This is a genomic window from Actinomyces procaprae (assembly GCF_004798665.1).
GTDB lineage: Bacteria > Actinomycetota > Actinomycetes > Actinomycetales > Actinomycetaceae > Actinomyces > Actinomyces procaprae.
The window spans coordinates 2,298,009-2,315,976 of sequence record NZ_CP039292.1; the positions used below are offsets into that span (position 1 = coordinate 2,298,009).

The 17,968-nt window shown below is 70.4% G+C and carries 18 protein-coding genes and 1 tRNA gene; 8 read left to right on the forward strand and 11 right to left on the reverse strand.

Annotated elements, in window-relative coordinates; all coding sequences use genetic code 11:
- The first annotated feature begins 172 nt into the window (after positions 1–172).
- Positions 173–652, forward strand: a complete 480-nt coding sequence (gene bcp / locus E4J16_RS09265) for a thioredoxin-dependent thiol peroxidase (RefSeq protein ID WP_136313822.1) — start codon at positions 173–175, stop codon at positions 650–652.
- Positions 653–670: 18 nt separating this feature from the next.
- Here bcp and E4J16_RS09270 read toward each other — a convergent pair whose 3' ends face one another.
- Entirely contained in the window at positions 671–1,792 is a 1,122-nt protein-coding gene (locus E4J16_RS09270; protein ID WP_136313823.1) for a Gfo/Idh/MocA family oxidoreductase, read from the reverse strand.
- Between the two features lie 235 nt (positions 1,793–2,027).
- On the opposite strand from E4J16_RS09270, the gene E4J16_RS09275 reads away from it, so the two are divergent.
- The 6 genes from E4J16_RS09275 (at position 2,028) to E4J16_RS09300 (ending at position 6,264) form a co-directional block, all read left to right on the forward strand.
- Positions 2,028–2,112 (forward strand) — tRNA-Leu (locus tag E4J16_RS09275).
- 587 nt (positions 2,113–2,699) lie between these two features.
- Positions 2,700–3,506: a hypothetical protein gene (locus E4J16_RS09280; RefSeq protein ID WP_136313824.1), complete on the forward strand. Its 807-nt coding sequence runs from the start codon at positions 2,700–2,702 to the stop codon at positions 3,504–3,506.
- 292 nt (positions 3,507–3,798) lie between these two features.
- Positions 3,799–4,632 carry a ribonuclease PH gene (rph, locus tag E4J16_RS09285; protein ID WP_136313825.1) on the forward strand — a complete coding sequence of 278 codons (834 nt, stop codon included), beginning with the start codon at positions 3,799–3,801 and terminating at the stop codon, positions 4,630–4,632.
- A 2-nt stretch (positions 4,633–4,634) separates the two neighbouring features.
- Complete coding sequence (gene rdgB, locus E4J16_RS09290) at positions 4,635–5,345, forward strand: RdgB/HAM1 family non-canonical purine NTP pyrophosphatase (RefSeq protein ID WP_240038098.1); 711 nt, start codon at positions 4,635–4,637, stop codon at positions 5,343–5,345.
- Positions 5,346–5,507: 162 nt separating this feature from the next.
- The gene (locus E4J16_RS09295) at positions 5,508–5,954 is read left to right on the forward strand and encodes a hypothetical protein (protein WP_136313826.1); all 447 of its coding nucleotides are present in this window, start codon (positions 5,508–5,510) and stop codon (positions 5,952–5,954) included.
- Positions 5,947–6,264 carry a transcriptional regulator gene (locus tag E4J16_RS09300; RefSeq protein WP_073330740.1) on the forward strand — a complete coding sequence of 106 codons (318 nt, stop codon included), beginning with the start codon at positions 5,947–5,949 and terminating at the stop codon, positions 6,262–6,264. The genes E4J16_RS09295 and E4J16_RS09300 overlap by 8 nt, the downstream gene beginning before the upstream one ends.
- Before the next feature lie 992 nt (positions 6,265–7,256).
- Here the strand turns inward: E4J16_RS09300 and E4J16_RS09305 are convergent.
- The 5 genes from E4J16_RS09305 to clpS are packed head-to-tail and all read right to left on the reverse strand — an operon-like array spanning position 7,257 to position 10,507.
- On the reverse strand, positions 7,257–7,784 hold the full coding sequence (locus E4J16_RS09305) for a DUF3054 domain-containing protein (protein WP_136313828.1): 528 nt from the start codon (positions 7,782–7,784) through the stop codon (positions 7,257–7,259).
- A gap of 3 nt (positions 7,785–7,787) precedes the next feature.
- Positions 7,788–8,588, reverse strand: a complete 801-nt coding sequence (locus E4J16_RS09310) for an MBL fold metallo-hydrolase (RefSeq protein WP_136313829.1) — start codon at positions 8,586–8,588, stop codon at positions 7,788–7,790.
- A 14-nt stretch (positions 8,589–8,602) separates the two neighbouring features.
- A complete protein-coding gene (gene murI / locus E4J16_RS09315; protein ID WP_240038449.1) occupies positions 8,603–9,433 on the reverse strand; it encodes a glutamate racemase in 831 nt (276 codons plus the stop codon).
- A 31-nt stretch (positions 9,434–9,464) separates the two neighbouring features.
- On the reverse strand, positions 9,465–10,151 hold the full coding sequence (locus E4J16_RS09320) for a DUF2017 family protein (RefSeq protein WP_136192370.1): 687 nt from the start codon (positions 10,149–10,151) through the stop codon (positions 9,465–9,467).
- Positions 10,151–10,507, reverse strand: a complete 357-nt coding sequence (gene clpS / locus E4J16_RS09325; RefSeq protein WP_136192371.1) for an ATP-dependent Clp protease adapter ClpS — start codon at positions 10,505–10,507, stop codon at positions 10,151–10,153. The genes E4J16_RS09320 and clpS overlap by 1 nt, the downstream gene beginning before the upstream one ends.
- Before the next feature lie 76 nt (positions 10,508–10,583).
- On the opposite strand from clpS, the gene E4J16_RS09330 reads away from it, so the two are divergent.
- Entirely contained in the window at positions 10,584–11,978 is a 1,395-nt protein-coding gene (locus E4J16_RS09330) for a nicotinate phosphoribosyltransferase (RefSeq protein WP_187271342.1), read from the forward strand.
- Between the two features lie 109 nt (positions 11,979–12,087).
- Here E4J16_RS09330 and E4J16_RS09335 read toward each other — a convergent pair whose 3' ends face one another.
- The 5 genes from E4J16_RS09335 to E4J16_RS09355 all read right to left on the reverse strand — a co-directional run bounded on the left by E4J16_RS09335 (position 12,088) and on the right by E4J16_RS09355 (position 17,947).
- On the reverse strand, positions 12,088–13,905 hold the full coding sequence (locus E4J16_RS09335; RefSeq protein ID WP_136313831.1) for a DEAD/DEAH box helicase: 1,818 nt from the start codon (positions 13,903–13,905) through the stop codon (positions 12,088–12,090).
- The gene (locus tag E4J16_RS09340; RefSeq protein WP_136313832.1) at positions 13,902–14,282 is read right to left on the reverse strand and encodes a DUF3039 domain-containing protein; all 381 of its coding nucleotides are present in this window, start codon (positions 14,280–14,282) and stop codon (positions 13,902–13,904) included. Before E4J16_RS09340 ends, E4J16_RS09335 begins: the two co-directional genes overlap by 4 nt.
- Positions 14,283–14,478: 196 nt before the next feature.
- Positions 14,479–15,216, reverse strand: a complete 738-nt coding sequence (gene nagB / locus E4J16_RS09345; protein WP_136192374.1) for a glucosamine-6-phosphate deaminase — start codon at positions 15,214–15,216, stop codon at positions 14,479–14,481.
- 221 nt (positions 15,217–15,437) lie between these two features.
- Positions 15,438–17,159, reverse strand: coding sequence for a transporter (locus E4J16_RS09350; RefSeq protein WP_136313833.1), 1,722 nt, complete (start codon positions 17,157–17,159; stop codon positions 15,438–15,440).
- Complete coding sequence (locus tag E4J16_RS09355; RefSeq protein ID WP_136192376.1) at positions 17,135–17,947, reverse strand: ABC transporter ATP-binding protein; 813 nt, start codon at positions 17,945–17,947, stop codon at positions 17,135–17,137. The genes E4J16_RS09350 and E4J16_RS09355 overlap by 25 nt, the downstream gene beginning before the upstream one ends.
- Positions 17,948–17,968: the final 21 nt, after the last annotated feature.

The window sequence follows — 17,968 nt, forward strand, 5'->3', positions numbered from 1 at the left end:
TGACCGGCGGCGCTCGACTCGGCGCATCGCCTCGGCCGCCATCGGATATGCCTTGCGCACGCCTGGGCCGCCACCGCAACACCGCGGTGGCGGCCCTCGCCGTACCCACCGTGCCGGCAACGGGCTACATTTGCTGAGTCAACACCAGCCCAGCAGGCAACAGGAGAACACCGTGCCCCAGCTCTCAGTCGGCGACGCCGCCCCCGACTTCACGCTGCCCGATCAGGCCGGCACCCCCGTGTCGTTAGCGCAACTGCGCGCCGACACCGAGCGGGGCGTCGTCGTCTACTTCTACCCGCGTGCGCAGACGCCGGGCTGCACGAAGGAGGCCTGCGATTTCCGCGACTCGCTGGACGGCTGGCGAAGCGCCGGGTACGCCGTCGTCGGCATCTCCCCCGACCCGCCTGCCACGCAGGCGCGCTTCGCGGAGAAGCAGTCCCTCCCCTTCCCGCTGCTGTCCGACCCCGAGCACGCCGTGATGGACGCCTGGGGCGCATGGGGGCAGAAGAAGAAGTACGGCCGCACAGTCACCGGCGTGATCCGTTCGACCGTAGTCGTCGACGGCGACGGCAAGGTGGTCCTGGCGCGCTATAACGTGCGGGCCACCGGTCACGTCGACCGCCTGCGCCGCGAACTCGGCCTGGAGGACTGAAGTCCCAACGACCGGCGATTACTCCCCGGGGTAGACGACGCCGAGCTCGCGGCGTACCTCGTCCATGGTCTCCAGCACCGCCAGCGTCTCGCTCCACGGCATGGTCTCCGACTCGATCCTGCCGGCGGCGATGCAGCGGGCCACCTCGGCGGCCTCGAACTGGAAGCCGCCGGGAACGGTGGCGTCCCACTCGTGCCGCCTTGCTCCCGGCCCCTCCCCCAGGACTACCTCCAGCGGCGCGGGCCGGTAGAACTGCGTGGGCAGGAGTACGCGGCCGCTAGTGCCCACAACCTCGGCCGCTGTCTCCGATGCGGCGGACATGCTGGAAGCAGCCGTCGCACAGGCGGCCGGATATGCCATGGCGATCACCTCGTCCAGGTCCACGCCCGCGCCGGACAGCCTCCCGACGGCGGACACCGCCGTCGGCGCGCCCAGCAGTGAGTGCACGAAGCTGACCGGGTAGACACCCAGGTCGAGCAGTGCACCGCCGGCCAGTTCGGGCCGGTTCAGTCGCGCCACGTGCTCCAGCGACTGGAGGTGCTCGGCGCGCACGTAGCGCAATTCCCCCAGCACTCCGCCGTCGGCCAGTGCCCGCAGCAGCACCTGCCCGGGCAGGAAGCGCGTCCACATGGCCTCCATGGCGAACAGGTTCGCCGCGCGGGCGGCGTCGAAGACCCGACGCGCCTCGGCGGCGCTGCGGGTGAAGGACTTCTCCACCAGCACCGGCTTGCCTGCCCCGAGCGCCAGCAGCGCCTGCTCACAGTGGAAGTTGTGCGGAGTGGCGATGTAGACGGCGTCCACGTCCGGGTCGCCCACGAGCGCCTCGTAGGAGCCGTGGGCGCGCACCGGCTGCCCCTTGCCGGCGTCGGGGTGGGCGTCGATGAAGGCCTGTGCCCGAGCCCGATCGCGGCTGCCGACGGCGACGATCCGCCCGGAGGAGAAGGCGGGCACGTCGGTGGCGAAGGTGGCGGCGATGCCGCCCGCGCCGAGAACACCCCAGCGCAGTGCGGGCGCGTCCTGCGGCTCGGGGACAGCGGCGGCCAGGTTGAAGGGGACGTCGGCGCCGGCCAGGGCGTCGAGGACGGGGCCGGGTATGGCAGGGAGATGATCAGTGGTACGGATGGATTTGTCTTGCGCCATGTCAAAACTCTAGACCCCCCCGAAACCCCAGCGCCATACCTCACACCCGCTGCGAGGCCGGAACCGTCGGCAGCAGGTGCATCGGGGCCCGAGGGCGCCGACGGCGAGCCCGGCACCGCCGACGGCCCCGTGTCTCATCCGGGGCCCGGCCGCTGCTAGGCTGTGCCCGGCCGTCGACCGAGCGCTTCGGCTGGCACCGCACGGTGCCGGCACGTTCGGCCGGATGCGGCTGCGAGCGCGAGTGGCGGAATTGGTAGACGCCCCAGATTTAGGTTCTGGTGCCTTCGGGCGTGAGGGTTCGAGTCCCTTCTCGCGCACCATGACACCCTTATACGAACTTTCGTCATGCGAAGTTGGTGTAGGGGTCGTCTCAGCCAACGAAGCGTGCTCACCCTGCAGGGTGGGCGTTTTTCGTTGCGGGAGAGCTTTGTGTCCAGTCTCAAGCCCCGGGTTTTGTAGCGGTTGTTTCGCGGTGGCGGCGGCCAAAGGATCAGCTCGGCCTTGTACAGCGAGTTCAGCGCCTCGGCCAGAGCAAAGCCACAAGGAATCCACCCTTCGACCCCACCGAGGCCACAGCGTCACGGCCCGATAGGACCTGCCCGCCAGGCCTGCCGGGCACCGCTCCTGCCTTGAGCAGAAGCAGGCGCATGCAGCCTGTTTTCCCAAGAAAGCTGGCACTGTTCAAGGGGCGACCGTTACAATCACACAGCATGCGGTCGGCGGTGCGATGTAGACGCAAGGCGCAGCCGGCGATCGATTACGTTTACGTTCGCGGGAGGATCCGCATGGCCAGGACAGGCAAATCGGAGTGGGTTAAGCCACAGCGAACACACGGTGCGGGCGGCAGCGGCCTGATCCGGCTCGCATCCTCTCTATTGCGCTGATTGTCATCGTCGCCGGGGCGGGTTTGCTGTCCTTCCCCGCAGGAGCGCCTCATGAGGTCCTCAACCAGTACGGCGAGTCAGTACAGATGTGGGGAGGCGGATTATACGAGCACGACTCGTACTTCAAGGCGACAATCTTCATCGGCACGGATTGTGCCTGGCTTCTTGTTGTTGTGCCGTTCGCCGTAAAGGTGGTCGCCGACTACCGCAGGCGGGGCGACATGGGCAGTCGCATAAACCTCCTCACATTCTTTTCTCTCGCCCTCTATTACGCCGTTAGCATGTCATTCGGAGCGACATTCAACGAGTTGCACCTACTGTACACGGCGCTGCTCTCGCTATCCTTCTTCGGTACCGCCACCTTATCCCTAAGCCTTCTGGGTGAACGGCCGGAAGACTTCGAATACACAACCCCGAAGGGCGCGGTCGCATTCTTGGCGATTACAGGATCAGCCTTGTTCGCGGCCTGGCTGCCCGACATCGTCGGCGCCTACCTAACCTCGGGCACACTCGATCTCATCGAGGTTTACACAACGGAAGTGACCTACGTCGTCGACATGGGCATTATCGCCCCGCTCATGTTCTTTACGATCGGACATCTTCGGAGGAGGACGTATACCGGGTACGTACTGCTGCGGCTTCTACTCCGAGTTTGCCTGGGCGTCGGCGTGGTTCTGGTGTTTCAGACGGTTGTCCAGGTGCTTGGGCGCGTCGATCTGCCTGTTCAGGCCGTGATCAGTAAGACTGCAGTCTTCGTCATACTCGCGCTTTGCGCCGTTCTCATCGACAAGAAGATTCATGTGACGGAGACGGCTACGAACGCCGTCTGAGTGGGTGAGCGCGGAAGCGGGCCACTTATGAGGATGATGTCGGCCTGAGAAGCAGTGAGCCTTTCTCATCCGGGAATGACATTGACTCCCTCTGCGGGGGCCTCTCAGGTAGGTCTGGATGAGAGTGATCACCCGGCCCGGTACGCCGGCGGAATGACGGTGCGCGACTTCCAGCACCATTTGGCCTCGGCCAGCGGCACCGGCCCCGCGGTGACGAGTGCCGGGCCGCCGCCCGTCCGTGTCGCCGTCCGCCGGTCCCGGGCCCGAATCCAGCCCGGGTAACCTGGGGCGCGTGACTGACACCAAGACCCGTAAGGACGGCCGCTCCCCCAGCGAGCTGCGCTCCATCTCCATCACCCGCAACTGGCAGGTCAACGGCGAGGGCTCGGTCCTCGTCGAGTTCGGCCGCACGCGCGTGCTGTGCGTCGCCTCCTTCGTCGAGGGCGTGCCGCGCTGGCGCAAAGGCGGCGGCGAGGGCTGGGTGACGGCCGAGTACGCGATGCTGCCGCGCGCCGGCTCCGAGCGCTCGGGCCGCGAATCCGTGCGCGGCAAGATCGGCGGCCGCACGCATGAGATCTCCAGGCTGATCGGCCGCTCCCTGCGCGGCGTGGTGGACGTGGCCGCGCTGGGAGAGAACACGATCACCCTGGACTGCGACGTGCTGCAGGCCGACGGCGGCACCCGCACCGCCGCCGTCACCGGCGCCTACGTGGCGCTGGCCGACGCCGTCGCCTGGGGCACGCGCCGCGGCTACGTCAAGCCCCGCGCCGGAAAGCCGGTTGTCTCGGACTCCGTCTCAGCGGTGTCGGTGGGCATCATCGACGGCGTACCCTGCCTGGACCTGCCCTATGAGGAGGATGTGCGCGCCCAGACCGATATGAACGTGGTCCAGACCGGCGCCGGCAACTTCATCGAGGTGCAGGGAACCGCCGAGCACGCCCCCTTCGACCGCACTGAGCTGGGTGCGCTGCTGGACCTCGCCGCGAAGGGCAATGCCGAGCTGGCCGCGCTGCAGGCCCGCGTGCTGGCCGGTCCCGACGGCGTTCCCTTCACCGTGTCCACAGCCGACCAGGCGGTGCAGTCCCCCGCCGGGGCCGACCCGGCGGCCGGAGTCGAGGAGGGCTGACCGTGGCGCCTCAGCTCAACCCGGCGCAGGCCCCGACGCCGTCGGCCGCCGGTTCGGTGGCCGTGCCTGCAGGCGCCCGGCTGGTGCTGGCCAGCCACAATCCCGGCAAGCTCGCCGAGCTGCGCGGGATCCTGACGCCGCTGGTGGACGGACTGGCTCCCGAGCAGATCATCTCCTCGGCCGGCCTCGGCGCCCCCGAGCCGGTGGAGGACGGGCTGACCTTCGCCGCCAATGCCACGCTCAAGGCGCGTGCCCTGGCCCAGGCGACCGGGCTGCCGGCGGTAGCGGACGACTCGGGGCTGTGTGTGGATGTGCTAGGTGGCGCGCCGGGCATCTTCTCGGCGCGCTGGTCGGGCCGCCACGGCGACGACGAGGCCAACCTGCAGCTGCTGCTGGGACAGCTTGCCGACGTCGCCGACCCGCATCGTACGGCGCGCTTCACCTGTGCCGCGGTGCTGGTAGTGCCGATCCGGGGCGGCGAGCCGGAATCCGTAACCGTGGTGGAGCGCTCCATGGCCGGGAGGCTGCTGCATGAGCCGGTCGGTACCGGCGGCTTCGGCTACGACCCGATCTTCGTGCCGGTTCAGGAGGATGCCCCGGGCGGTTCCGGGCGGACGACGGCGCAGCTTAGTGCGGCGGATAAGAACGCCATCTCCCACCGCGGCCAGGCCTTGCGCGCCTTGGCTCCCGCCCTGCGGGACCTGCTCGCCTAGCCTTGCCGGGACCGGCGCCCACACCCCACCGAGATCGGTAGATCTTACGTACCGAGGTCGGTTGAAGCGGAGCGCCGAGGCACGAGCCTCAACCCATCACACACCCTTGCTTTCCGACAGGGAAAACATTACACTTTCCACACTGGAAAGTGAGGTGTAGTCGTGTCCTCATCCTCATCGACAGCCATGTCCCCCAACGAGGCGCGCAGCCGCCTGTACGACGTCGCCGCCACCGAGCGTGCGGCCGCGCAATGGCATCCCGCCACCTGGGCGGTCGCCTTGTTCGCCATCGCCTTCGGCACCACGATCGGCGCCCTGCTCACCGCACACTACTGGGTACTGCTCGGCGGACTCGCCGCACTCGTGCTCATACATGTACTGCTGCGGAACCGGCTTCTCCGCCCCGGGGTCCGCACTCGAGACGACCTGATCGGCACCGACCGGCAGTGGTGGAAACGGAATGGCTTAGCCGTGTGGGCTCTGGTTGTAGGCGCCGTCTTCCATGGGGTATCCATACATCCAGTGCTGGTCGGCGTGCTCGTGCTGCTCGCTACCGCTCACGCCTGGTACTGCGCTGCCGTGGTCTGGCCGGAGGGCACTCGTGCTTGATCCCGTGATACACCCGCTCAGTCGCCTACGGATCTGTGCGACGCTCAAGTCCGTCGGGGCAGTGAATGACGGCGCCCTGGTGTGGACCGGTACCGAGATGAAGTTCTCCGCACTGCGTGACGCCGTTGGTCTGTCCGACGCCAGTCTGTCCAAGCAGCTCAAGGCACTGGAGGAAGCGGACTACATCCGCCGCCACCGTGACTACGGTGTGGTGCGTTCCATGGACGTCGTCTGGGTGTCGCTCACCCCGCGCGGTCTGAAGGCATTTGAGGATCACGTCGCCGCGCTGCGGGAGATCGCCGGGGATTAAGACGCAGGCGGGTCAACCCACGACGTGAACGGATTAGCGTGATCGGCCGCCCCGGCTTGTCCTCAAGACGCCCATGCGATCCAAGCCCCCAGCATGTTGGACCCGTTCCTCAGTTTGGACCATCTGGGAGTGCCTGTGATGTGTTATGTCTCAGGACATCGGTGACAGTTTGGACCGTCTGAGAGTGCCTGCCAGACGGTCCAAACCGGCTCTTCCGGTTTGGGGTTGTGGTGGGTGCGGCTGGGTGGGCGTGGGTGGCGTCGGCAATGGGCGGTTCGCAGGTGGTTGGGGCCTGGTCGGATGAGTATTACCGGGGAGCGGCGCACGCTCAGTCCTCTTGCCGCTCCGGCCGGACAGCGAGTTTTGCCCGGTATTTCAACGTTCTTGGTTTTGGGTTGAAGGAGGCTGGTCGGCTCCTGCGTGCGCCGCGGGGGTCGGCGCACGCAGGAGCCGAACACCCCGTTCACCGCCGGAGGTGTTTTCCGCATGATTCCGCCAAATCTCTAGAAGAGCTCCACAGCTGAGCGTGCGGCGCGCTCACGCCGAGCCCACCCGTGCGCGGTTCCGGCACCATGCCCCAGCCCGGGTTCACCACCGAAGCCCACCCGTGCACGCGCTCAGCTCCTGGCACTTGAGGACGAGACCGTGGGAAGAGCCCGAGGCCGCACAAGTAGGCGGAGCGCCCCGCGATTGCGGAGTATCCGCGGCCACCAGCACGGCCGACACCACTCCCACCGAGCCTGGACGCCTCGCTGCGGCCCACACCCCGGATCGGCCCCGCACAACCACCCCACACCCCCACACCGGAAGCGCCTCCAAACTGAGGCGACAGTCCAAACAGCCTCGGGTGGGCAGGCATACTTTGCCGGCCGAGGCGTCACTACGCCGCTAACGCGCCAGCCGCCGACGCCTTCGCACCCGTCCTCGCCCGATCGGCACGTAAGGTTTACCGACCTCAGCATGTAAGATCTACCGACCTCGGCACGTAAGATCTACCGATCTCGGTGGGATTGGGCGTCCAGGCGGCGCTGGATGCCCTTGGGGACCAGCGAGTCATGCGCCTTGACGTAGCCATACAGGCTGCGCCAGCCACAGAGGAAGACTACGACGAAGGCGGCCAGCATGGCCGCAAAGGATGCCGCCTGCCCCTCCCCACCGACTGTCCCCACGGGCGTCAGCCACACGCACAGCCCGGTCCACAGCGCCCACACGACGCCGCTCACGAGGGATCCATCGGGCCAGATCACCTCCAGGTGATCATGCGGACGGCGCACCAGCCAGGTCACCGCCCAACCAACGACGACGGCGCCCGCCCCGCCGGCCAGCAGGCCCGCCACCCGCGACAGGTCGTGCATGGACGCGGCGGCGAAGCAGGCGATCAACGCCACCGATACGGCGTCGGCGAGCAGCACCAGCCACCAGCGGGTGCGCCGCCCACGCGTCCAGGGCCGATCCGGCCCATCGGGCACCGGCGGTGTGTAGCTGATACGGCGCGGCTCGTCCCGCTGCTGATCCTGCACCGGTCAGATCTCCCAGGAGGCGCCGGGGGTTGCCGCCGTCAGCGGACCGTCATAGACGGCGGCGGCCTCACGCAGCGGATCGGAAGGATCCGTCCAGGGCTGAATGTGAGTGAGCACCAGCCGGGCGGCTGGGCGACGCCCGCCCCGGCCGGAGGTGCCCGCCGCAAGCTGCCCGGCACGGCGCCCGGTCAGGTGTATGCCGCGCACGGCGTCGCGCCCTTCCAGGAAGGCGGCCTCCGAGAGCAGCAGGTCGACGCCGTCGGCCATGGCCTCAATGCCCTCGCACAGGTCCGTGTCCCCGGTGAAGGCCAGGCTGACGGAACCTCCGTCGCGACCGGGGCCCTCCACCCGGTACCCGAAGGCCTCCACCGGATGCAGCGCCGGGAAGGGAGTGATGGTAAGCGGGCCCACCTGCACTCCCTCTCCCGCCGCAGCAGTGCGGAAGGAGAACTCGGTGGCATAGGTCTCCTCCGCGGAAGTGCCGTCCACGCCGTTCAGACGCGTGCGCAACTCGCCCGGGCCGAGCGTGAGCACCGGCCCCAGTCTGCCGGCCGGGTTCCAGCGCCGGAACACGTGCATGCCCACCAGGTCCACCATGTGGTCGGCGTGGCAATGGGAGATGGCGATCGCGTCCAGCTGCGCCGGATCCAGGTGCCGCAGCATCTGCCCCATGGCGCCGGGTCCGAGGTCGAGCACAACCGACCAGGTGCGCCCGGCGGCGTCGTCGGCCTGCACCAGGTAGGAGGAGGCCGCGGCCTCAGGCCCGGACATGGAGCCGGTGCAGCCAATGATGGTGAGTTTCATGCGGGATCCTCGCTCTAATCGGGGAAGTGGGCGGGGTCTGGGGAGGAGGCGCCGGGCATGACCTCGGCGCGGCGTACGCGGCCCACCTCAGGGCCGAGGAATCGGCGCGCCAGCACGGAGAACGACTGCGGGTCTCCGGTGGAGCGGAACTCGTGGCGGGGCGCCGGCGCATCGGGGGCGCGCAGCAGGTTACGGCGGGCGAGCTCGCGGTAGACGTCCTTGGCGGTCTCCTGGCTGGAGGTCACCAGGGTGACGTCCTCCCCCATCACATAGGAGATGGGTCCGGCCAGCAGCGGGTAGTGGGTGCATCCCAGGATCAGGGTGTCCACGCCTGCGGCCTTCACGGGTTCGAGGTACTCCTCGGCGGTGGCCATGACCTCCGGGCCGGTGGTGACGCCGCGCTCGGCCAGCTCCACGAAGCGCGGGCAGGCCTGGGAGAACAGGTGCACCCCGGGCACGGCCGTCAGGGCGTCCGCGTAGGCGTTGGAGTCCACGGTGCCCTGGGTGGCGATCAGGCCGACGCGCCCGTTGCGGGTGACACGGGCGGCGGCGCGCGCCGCCGGGTGGATGACCTCCACCACGGGCACGCCCTTGCCGCGCGTGTAGCGGCTGCGGGCGTCGTGCAGTACGGCTGCGGAGGCGGTGTTGCAGGCGATCACCAGCATCTTCACCCCGGAGTCGACCAGCTCGTCCATGATGCTCAGGGCCAGCCGACGCACCTCCTGCACCGGGCGCGGGCCGTAGGGGGTGTTGGCGGTGTCACCGATGTACAGCACCTGCTCCCCGGGGAGCTGATCGATCACCGCGCGGGCCACGGTCAAGCCGCCGACGCCGGAGTCGAACATCCCGATGGCCGCATCATTCACAGCGCCGAGACTATGCGGCCCCTTCCCCATTCAATAGCACGGCCACCAGTGATTCCTGCCACCAGGACAGCATGTCGTATGACAGCGCCATGGCCCGATTCCAGCGCTCCGCCTCCCCCTCGTCCGCGGGCGCCTCATCCCAGGCGGCGGCGTGCGCCTGCTCGGCCGCCTCGGGGGAGTCGATCTGCAGGCGCTCGGCGAGTACCAGGCGGGCGTCGTTCAGCGCCCCCAGCCAGCGGCCCTCCTGGCCGGCGCGCACGAGCACGGCCCCGTCGGCACCGGTCGGCTCGAGCAGTTCGCACACGACGTCCTCCAGGCGGGAGCGCTTGTCCGCACGCAGCCGCCCACGGGTCAGTGAGGCGATCTCGACGGCGACCTCCGGGTCCTCTGAGGCGTCGGGCAGCAGCACGTCCAGCAGCGGCGCCAGGGAGACGGGCACTTCGCGCTGTCCCCCGCCGACGGCGTCGCTCGTCTCGGGCTCGAAGTCGAGGGCGGCCAGTACATCGCCGTCGTGCGGGGTCTCACCCGCGCGGGCGCCGACCCGGCGGGTCGCCGCATCGCCCCGGCCGGCGTTCGGGGCCGGGGTATCGGCGGCCAGCAGGTCCGCGATCTGCTTGAACAGTCCGGCCAGGTACTCGCGCTCCCAGGCGTCCAGCGCACTGACCCAGCCCTGCGGGTCCGGGCGGAAGGCGCGCATCAGGGCCTCCTCCCTTCCGTCCCGCCCGCGCTGGAGTCGTCGTCGGCGTCTGCGAGCGGCTCGATGGTGGCGTGCAGGCCGTAGGAGTGCATGGCGGTCACGTCCACCTCCATGCGCTCCCGGGCCCCGCGGGAGACGACGGCACGGCCGTTGTGGTGCACCTGCAGCATGCGCCGGCGGGCCACCGGTAGCGGGAAGCCGAAGTAGGAGTGGAACACCCAGGTCACGTAGTCCATCGTGTTGACGGGGTCATCGTGGACCACGGTGCACCACAGGCGCCCGCGGGTGGTGCGGGCGTCCGCCAGCGTCTCCGCCTCGGGCGTGAGGGCGGCGACGACGGGCACTGCGGGCTGCATGCGCCCAGCCTAGCCGCGAGTCGCATGTGACGGCGGGCTCATTCCGTCGTGTGCCCACCTGCGCTAAGTTGCTGTCATGACAGCCAATCTGCGGGATGTCCCCGCCCCGGCCACTTCCAGCACCGCGCTGCTGACGGACATGTACGAGCTGACCATGCTGCAGGCCGCGCTGCACGGCGGCGTCGCCGAGCGCGCCAGCGTCTTCGAACTGTTCGGGCGCAACCTGCCGGCCTCGCGCCGCTTCGGCGTGGTGGCCGGCGTCGGCCGCCTGCTGGACGCCATTGAGGACTTCACCTTCACCGACGCCCAGATCGACTACCTGCACTCGGCCGGCATCGTCGACGACGACACGCTCGACTACCTGCGCTCCTACCGCTTCTCCGGAAACATCCGCGGCTACGCCGAGGGAGAGTGCTACTTCTCCGGCTCCCCGCTGCTGACGGTTGAGGGCACCTTCGCCGAGGCCTGCATCCTGGAGACCCTGGCACTGTCCATCTACAACTACGACTGCGCGGTCGCTGCGGCCGCCTCGCGCATGACCATCGCCGCACACGGCCGCCCCTGCGTGGAGTTCGGGGCGCGCCGGGCGCACGAGCGCGCCGCCGTGGCCGCGGCCCGGGCGGCCGTCATCGGCGGCTTCGCGGGCACCAGCGACCTGGAGGCGGCCATGCGCTACAGCATTCCGGCCGTGGGCACCTCCGCGCACTCCTTCACCCTGCTGCATGACAGCGAGGAGGAGGCCTTCGCCTCCCAGGTGGCCAGCCTGGGCCCGGGGACGACCATCCTGGTGGACACCTACGACATCGAGCGCGGCGTGGCCCGGGCGGTGGCGGCGGCGCGCGCGGCCGGCGGTGAGCTGGGCGCGGTGCGCCTGGACTCCGGTGACCTGGTGGCCGAGGCCTTCAAGGTGCGCGCCCAGCTGGACGCCCTGGGGGCGACGACGACGAAGATCACCGTCACCAGCGACCTGGACGAGTACGCGATCGCCGCCCTGGGGGCGGCGCCGGTGAACTCCTACGGTGTGGGCACCAAGCTGGTCACCGGTTCGGGCCGGCCGACGGCGGCGCTGGTGTACAAGCTGGTCGAGCGCATGGGCGGTGACGGGCAGATGCAGGAGGTCGCCAAGTTCTCCGCCGGAGGCAAGTCGACGGTGGGCGGACGCAAGTGGGCCGGGCGGGTACTCAACGGAGCCGGCTCGGCCACCGAGGAGCTCATCATCTCGGCGCGCTCCGAGCAGGCCGGCCTGGCCGCACTGGAGGCCGCCGGGGCGCGGCCGCTGCAGGTGGACCTGGTGCGCGACGGCGTCATCGTGGAGGAGCACCGCGGCCCCGACGCGCTGGCGGCGGCCGCCGAGCGGCATCAGGTCGCGCGCGCGGAGCTGCCCTACGAGGGCTGGCGGCTGAGCGAGGGCGACCCGGCCATCCCCACCCGCCACGTGGACAGCGACGATCGCCAGGCGCTGCGCGGCTGAGCCGGACCCGCACCCGACTATCCGACTAACTGGACCGGCCCGACGGCGTCGCCGCGTACCCCAAGGGGCGCGGCGACGGCGTCGGGCCCGGGCCGCAGGTAAGGGGCCTTCAGCGCCGCCCGACGAACCAGCGGCGCAGCGTCTCGATGCGCTTGTTGATCTGCTCGGTGGTGGCCTGGGCGACCTCCGGGCCGCCGCATACGCGCCGCAGCTCGGTGTGAATCACCCCGTGTGGCTGCCCGGAGCGGCGCGCCCAGGCGCCCACCAGCTTGGACAGCTCCTTGCGGGCGGCGGCGCGCTGGCGGGCGTCGTCGACCCCGGAGTTGGCGCGGCGCTGCTGCTCGGCCGCCCGCTGCCGCTTCTGCTGCTTGATCTGCTGGCTCTGCCGCTGGCGCAGCAGGGCGGTGACCTGCTCGGGCTCCAGCAGGCCGGGCAGGCCCAGGTACTCCTGCTCCTCGGGGCTGCCCACCATGGCGCCGGTGCCGAACTCGCCGCCGTCGAACAGGACCCGGTCGAACTCGGCGGTGGACTCCATGGCCTCGAAGCCGCCCAGGAGATCGTCGGAGGCGTTCTCGGTCTTGTTCGCCTCGGCGATCAGCCGGTCCTCAGGGGAGCCGAACCGGGAGTCCTCCTCCGCGCCCCGCTTGCCGAGCACGTGATCGCGGGCGGCCTCCATCTCACTGGCCAGGGCCAGCAGCGGGGTGACCGAGGGCAGGAAGACGCTGGCCGTCTCCCCCTTCGCGCGGGACCGCACGAAGCGGCCGATCGCCTGGGCGAAGAACAGCGGGGTGGAGGCGGAGGTGGCGTACACGCCCACGGCCAGCCGCGGCACGTCCACGCCCTCGGAGACCATGCGCACCGCCACCAGCCAGCGGTCGTTGGAGGCGGCGAAGGTCTCGATGCGGCTGGATGCGCCGGAGTCGTCCGACAGCGCCACGGTGGGCGCCTGCCCGGTGATGGCGCGCAGCTGCCCCGCGTAGGCGCGGGCGGAGTTCTGGTCGGAGGCGATCACCAGGCCCCCGGCGTCGGGGACCTGACGGCGCACCTCGGTCAGGCGCTGGTCGGCAGCGGCCAGCACCGCGGGAATCCACTCCCCGCCCGGGTCCAGGGCGGTGCGCCAGGCCTGGGACTCCATGTCCTTGGTCAGCGGCTCGCCCAGGCGGGCGGCGACCTCATCGCCGGCCTTGGTGCGCCAGTGCATCTGGCCCGAGTAGCTCATGAACATCACCGGCCGCACCACGCCGTCGGCCAGGGCCTCGGAGTAGCCGTAGGCGTAGTCGGCACGGGAGCGCTTGATGCCGCCGGCCTCCTCCGTGTAGGTGACGAAGGGGATCGGGGACTCGTCGGAGCGGAAGGGCGTGCCGGTCAGGGACAGGCGGCGGCGGGCGGGGGTGAAGGCCTCCCGGATGGCGTCGCCCCAGCTGCGGGCGTCACCGCCGTGGTGGATCTCATCGAGGATCACCAGCGTGCGGGTGCGGTCGGTGCGGGCGCGGTGCAGGTTGGGGTTGGCGGCCACCTGCGCGTAGGTCACGGCGACGCCGTCGAACCGGGATCCGAGGGCGCCCTGGGAGTTGGCGTAGGACGGGTCGATGCGGATACCCACCCGGGCGGCGGCCTCCGCCCACTGGTACTTCAGGTGCTCGGTGGGGCACACGACGGTCAGCTTGTGGACGTCCCCGGCGGTGAGCAGCTCGGTGGCGATGCGCAGCGCGAAGGTGGTCTTGCCGGCGCCGGGGGTGGCCACGGCGAGGAAGTCACGCGGCATGGCCTCCAGGTACTGCTTGAGGGCGGCGGCCTGCCAGGCGCGCAGCGGACGCGTGGTTCCCCAGGCGGCACGCTGCGGGTATGCCGGGGAGAGGTTCTCCGCGGCGAAGATGGAGGGCTGAGTCGGGTTGTGGGACGGCTGGGAACGACGTGCGGGAGTCACCGACCGCCTCGCCCGAAGGGGAAGCGGGGGCGCTTGGGCCCAGAGCCGCCCTGGTCACCGTCGCCGCCGGGCCGCATCTGTTCATAGATCTGCTTGCAGGTGGGGCATACCGGGTACTTGGAGGCGTCGTGCTTGGGCACCCAGAGCTTTCCGCACAGGGCGACGACGGGGCGGCCGGTGCGCATCGCCGCCTCCACCTTGCGCTTGTCCGCGTAGTGGGCGAAGCGGTCCGCGTCGCCGTCGTCAGTCGACTTCAGTTCCTCGCGCTCGAGGACGGCCGTCCCCACCGACTGCGTCGGCTCGCCGGCCGGGCCGCCGGGGGAAGCGGGTCCGGCGGGATCGGTGCTGGCCTGAGGCCCGACGGTGAACTGACGCATGCCGACCAGTGTATGCCGCCCGGCAGTCGGCCCCGTGCCCCGCCGCCTGTGGCGACTCTCTCCTTGGCTCCCCGGACGGCTCGCCCGGCGGCTCTGCGGGCGGGAACGCCGTCGCGGCCGGCCCCGCCCATTGGGCCGAGTCGCCGGCCGCGACGCCAGCGGCGAGACGCCGCCTGTGCCGGTTCCGCCGGAAGGGTCAGTGCTGCTTAAGCGCCGCGGCGGCCTCCCGGTCGATGAGCACCAGGGCGTCGGGGTGGTTCTGCATGACGGTGGCGGGCCACTCGGGCGTGATCTCACCCTCCACCAGGTGGGCGACGGCCTCCGCCTTGTTGGCACCGGTGGCGATCAGGACCAGCTTGCGGGCCTTCATGATGGTGCCCAGTCCCTGGGTGAGGCAGTGGGTGGGCACGGCGTCGATGTCGCCGTCGAAGAAGCGGGCGTTGTCCGAGCGGGTCTGCTCCGTGAGCACGTCCACGTGGGTGGCGGAGTCCAGCGGGCCGCCGGGCTCGTTGAAACCGATGTGCCCGTCCGCGCCGATGCCCAGGATCTGCAGGTCGCAGTAGCCGGCGGCCGCCATCTGCGCCTCATAGTCGGCGCAGGCCTGCTCCAGGTCGTCCGCGAGCGCGTCGGGGCCGTGCAGGGCGCCGGGGGCCATGTCCACCCGGGAGCGCAGGTTGCGCTCCATGAAGGTGGCGTAGCGCTCCGGGTGTCCCTCGGGCAGGCCGACGTACTCGTCGAGCATGAAGCCGGTGACGTCCTTGAAGGAGATGCGGCCGGCGGCGCAGCGCCGGGTCAGCTCGTCGTACAGGGGCAGGGGGCTGGAGCCGGTGGCGGTGCCGAGAACCGCGTTGGGCTTGTCGTTGAGCAGGGATTCGATGACGTCGGCGGCGCGGGAGGCGATCTCTTCGGCCGTGTCGAGGATGACGAGCTCCATGGTTGATTCCTTATGGTTTGCTTCCGGCAGCGGACCTGGCGGCCCCATCCGAGAGGCCGGCGGGCGGCGCAACCGCGCCGCGCGTCAATGCTACGGCGTGATGGAGCGGCTCGCGGGAAGGCAGGGCTGCGAGCTTCGGCCCCGAAGCCGACGCGAGGCCGGCGCACACCCACTGCACGCGGCCTCCGCCCGGCACCTGGGGCTCAGGCCCGCGGCGGGTGTCAGGCGGCGTCGTGCCCGGGCCAGGTGCGGATGGTGGCGAGCACATCGGCGCAGCGCCGGTCGAGCTGCCGTCCGCCCAGCACCGCCCCGCACCAGGCGACTCCCCCGCCCCACAGCACTCCGGCAGGCAGCAGCAGCCAGCCCCACAGCCAGGCCTCCCGCGTCACCAGGACGATCAGCGGCACCAGTACCGGCAGGCAGACGACGCCGATCACCACCGTCCCCAGCATCTGCAGCAGCGCCGCGATGAACGCGGTGCCGGAGGTGCGCGACTTCATGGGGTTCTCCCCCGGCGGATTGGTCTCATAGGGGAGCAGCACGCTGGTCACGCTCGACCAGGCCAGGGCGACGCCGTACATGCCCACCATCGCCCCCAGGTAGGCGGGCACCTGCACCCAGTTCCCAGTCAGCCAACCGCACACGAAGATGAGCGCGAGGAGCAGCGGCAGCTGCCAGACGGCCACCGCGAGCGCCCGCCCGAGGCGGTCACTGCGCCCGGGCAGTCCCGCGGAGATGTGGGTCCACAGCGCGGTGGAGTCGAAGGCGAGGTCGTCGTGAATCATCCAGCCGCACAGCAGCGCGAGTATCAGCCCGATGATGAACAGCGCGCCCGGCGCCTGCCCCGGGGTGAGGCTGACGTCCCTGAGCGTCACCGTGGTGCCCTCGTCGTAGGAGTCCGTGGCGAAGCCGTAGTTGGTGGCGATCATCCCGGTGAGCAACACGGCGACGGCGAGGACCGCCACCACCTGCACCAGGTAGCGCGGGTCGGAGCGCCAGTAGCGCAGGCAGCGCGCGGCCACGGCCGCCGTCGGCCCGGAACTGATCCGCTCCAGTCTGCGCTGCCAGGGCAGCACGGCTCCCACGGCGGCCCGGCCCGGATGTGAGGGGGCGTCGGCGTATGCGTGCGCACGCGTCCGCGTCTGCGTGGGAGCGGTCATGACTCGGATCACCACCCGGTGCCAGACCGGCGCCAGGACCAGTGGTAGGGCCAGGGCGCCCACGGTCAGCAGCGCCGCCGTCGCCGCCTGCCCCTGGGCGAGGTAGCCGGGCGCCGCCAGGGCCCATCCGAAGGGTGTCAGCCCCAGTCCCCTGGCGACTGCGACGAGCCCTCCCAGTTCCAGGTGCTCCGCGTCGAGTACCAGGTTGAGCAGGGAGGGCAGCAGCGACAGGGCCATGACGGCGAAGAACCCGAGGAGGGCGAGCAGGTCACGGCCGCGCCGGGAGGAGGAGACTCCCGCGCGGATGACGACGCTGCGCCCCAGCAGCACGCAGGTCGCCAGGCTCGCGGGCGCGAGCAGCAGCGACAGCAGGGCGGCTCCCGGCTGCCCTGCCGCCAGCCAGGTAACCGCGGGGATGAGGAGCACCAGGCCGGTGACTATGCCGGGCACCCCGCAGGCGCCGGCCACTGCCAGCCCCAGGCTGAGGGTCCGGGAGGGTGCCGTCCAGGCCGCCATTGAACGCGGGTCCAGGGTTGCGTCGACGCCGGTGGACAGCAACGGCACCACCGTCCACCCGATGGTGATGGCGGCGCCGACTCCGCCCAGCACCTGGGTGGCGGTCGCCGGGTCCGCCCGCCCCAGGGTCACGGCGCCGAGGACCAGCGGCGTCAGTAATGCCAGCGCGCCCGTGGCGCCCAGGATCAGGCCCAGGGCGGCCCAGATGTTGCTGCGCAGCACATTGAGGGTGATCCGCCACCTCAGTGCGACGAGGGTCGCAACCATGACAGCTCCTCCCCGGATACCTGTGCTCCCACGAGCTGGGCGAAGCGGTCCTCCAGGTCGGCGCCCGCGGCCACCTCGGCGGTTGTGCCCGCGGCGATGACCCGGCCCTGGTCGATGATGGCGACGTGGCTGCACAGGCGCTGCACGGTGGCCATGACGTGGCTGGAGATGATCACCGTGCCGCCGGCGGCCGTGAAGTCCGTGAGGATCTTCTGGATCGTCTTGGCGGAGATCGGGTCGACTGCCTCGAAGGGCTCGTCCAGCACGAGCACGCTGGGCGAGTGCACTAGGGCGCAGGCCAGGTGGACCTTCTTGCGCATGCCTGCCGAGTAGTCGGCCACCAGGGTGGTGCCGGCGTCCCACAGGTCCAGCACGTGCAGCAGCTGGGTGGCCCGCGGGACGACGACGTCGCGGGGCATGCCGCGCAGCAGCCCGGAGTAGGTGACCAGCTCCAGGCCGGTCAGGCGGTCGAAGGTGCGCAGCCCGTCGGGCAGCACGCCGAGGCGGGCCTTGGCGCGGGCGGGTTCCGCCCACACGTCCACGCCGTGGACCAGGGCGCGGCCGGCGTCGGGCCGGAGCAGGCCGGTGGCCATGGACAGGGTGGTGGTCTTGCCCGCTCCGTTGGGGCCGACGATGCCGTACAGGCTGCCTGCGGGGACGGCCAGGGTGAGCAGGTTGACGGCGATCTTCTGGCCGAAGGCCTTGGCGAGGGAGTCCAGGAACAGGGCGGGGTGCGGACCGGGTGCGGCCGGTCCACCAGGTGGTACGAGCGGTGACGGGGCGGTCATGTACTGAAAGTAGCCGCATCG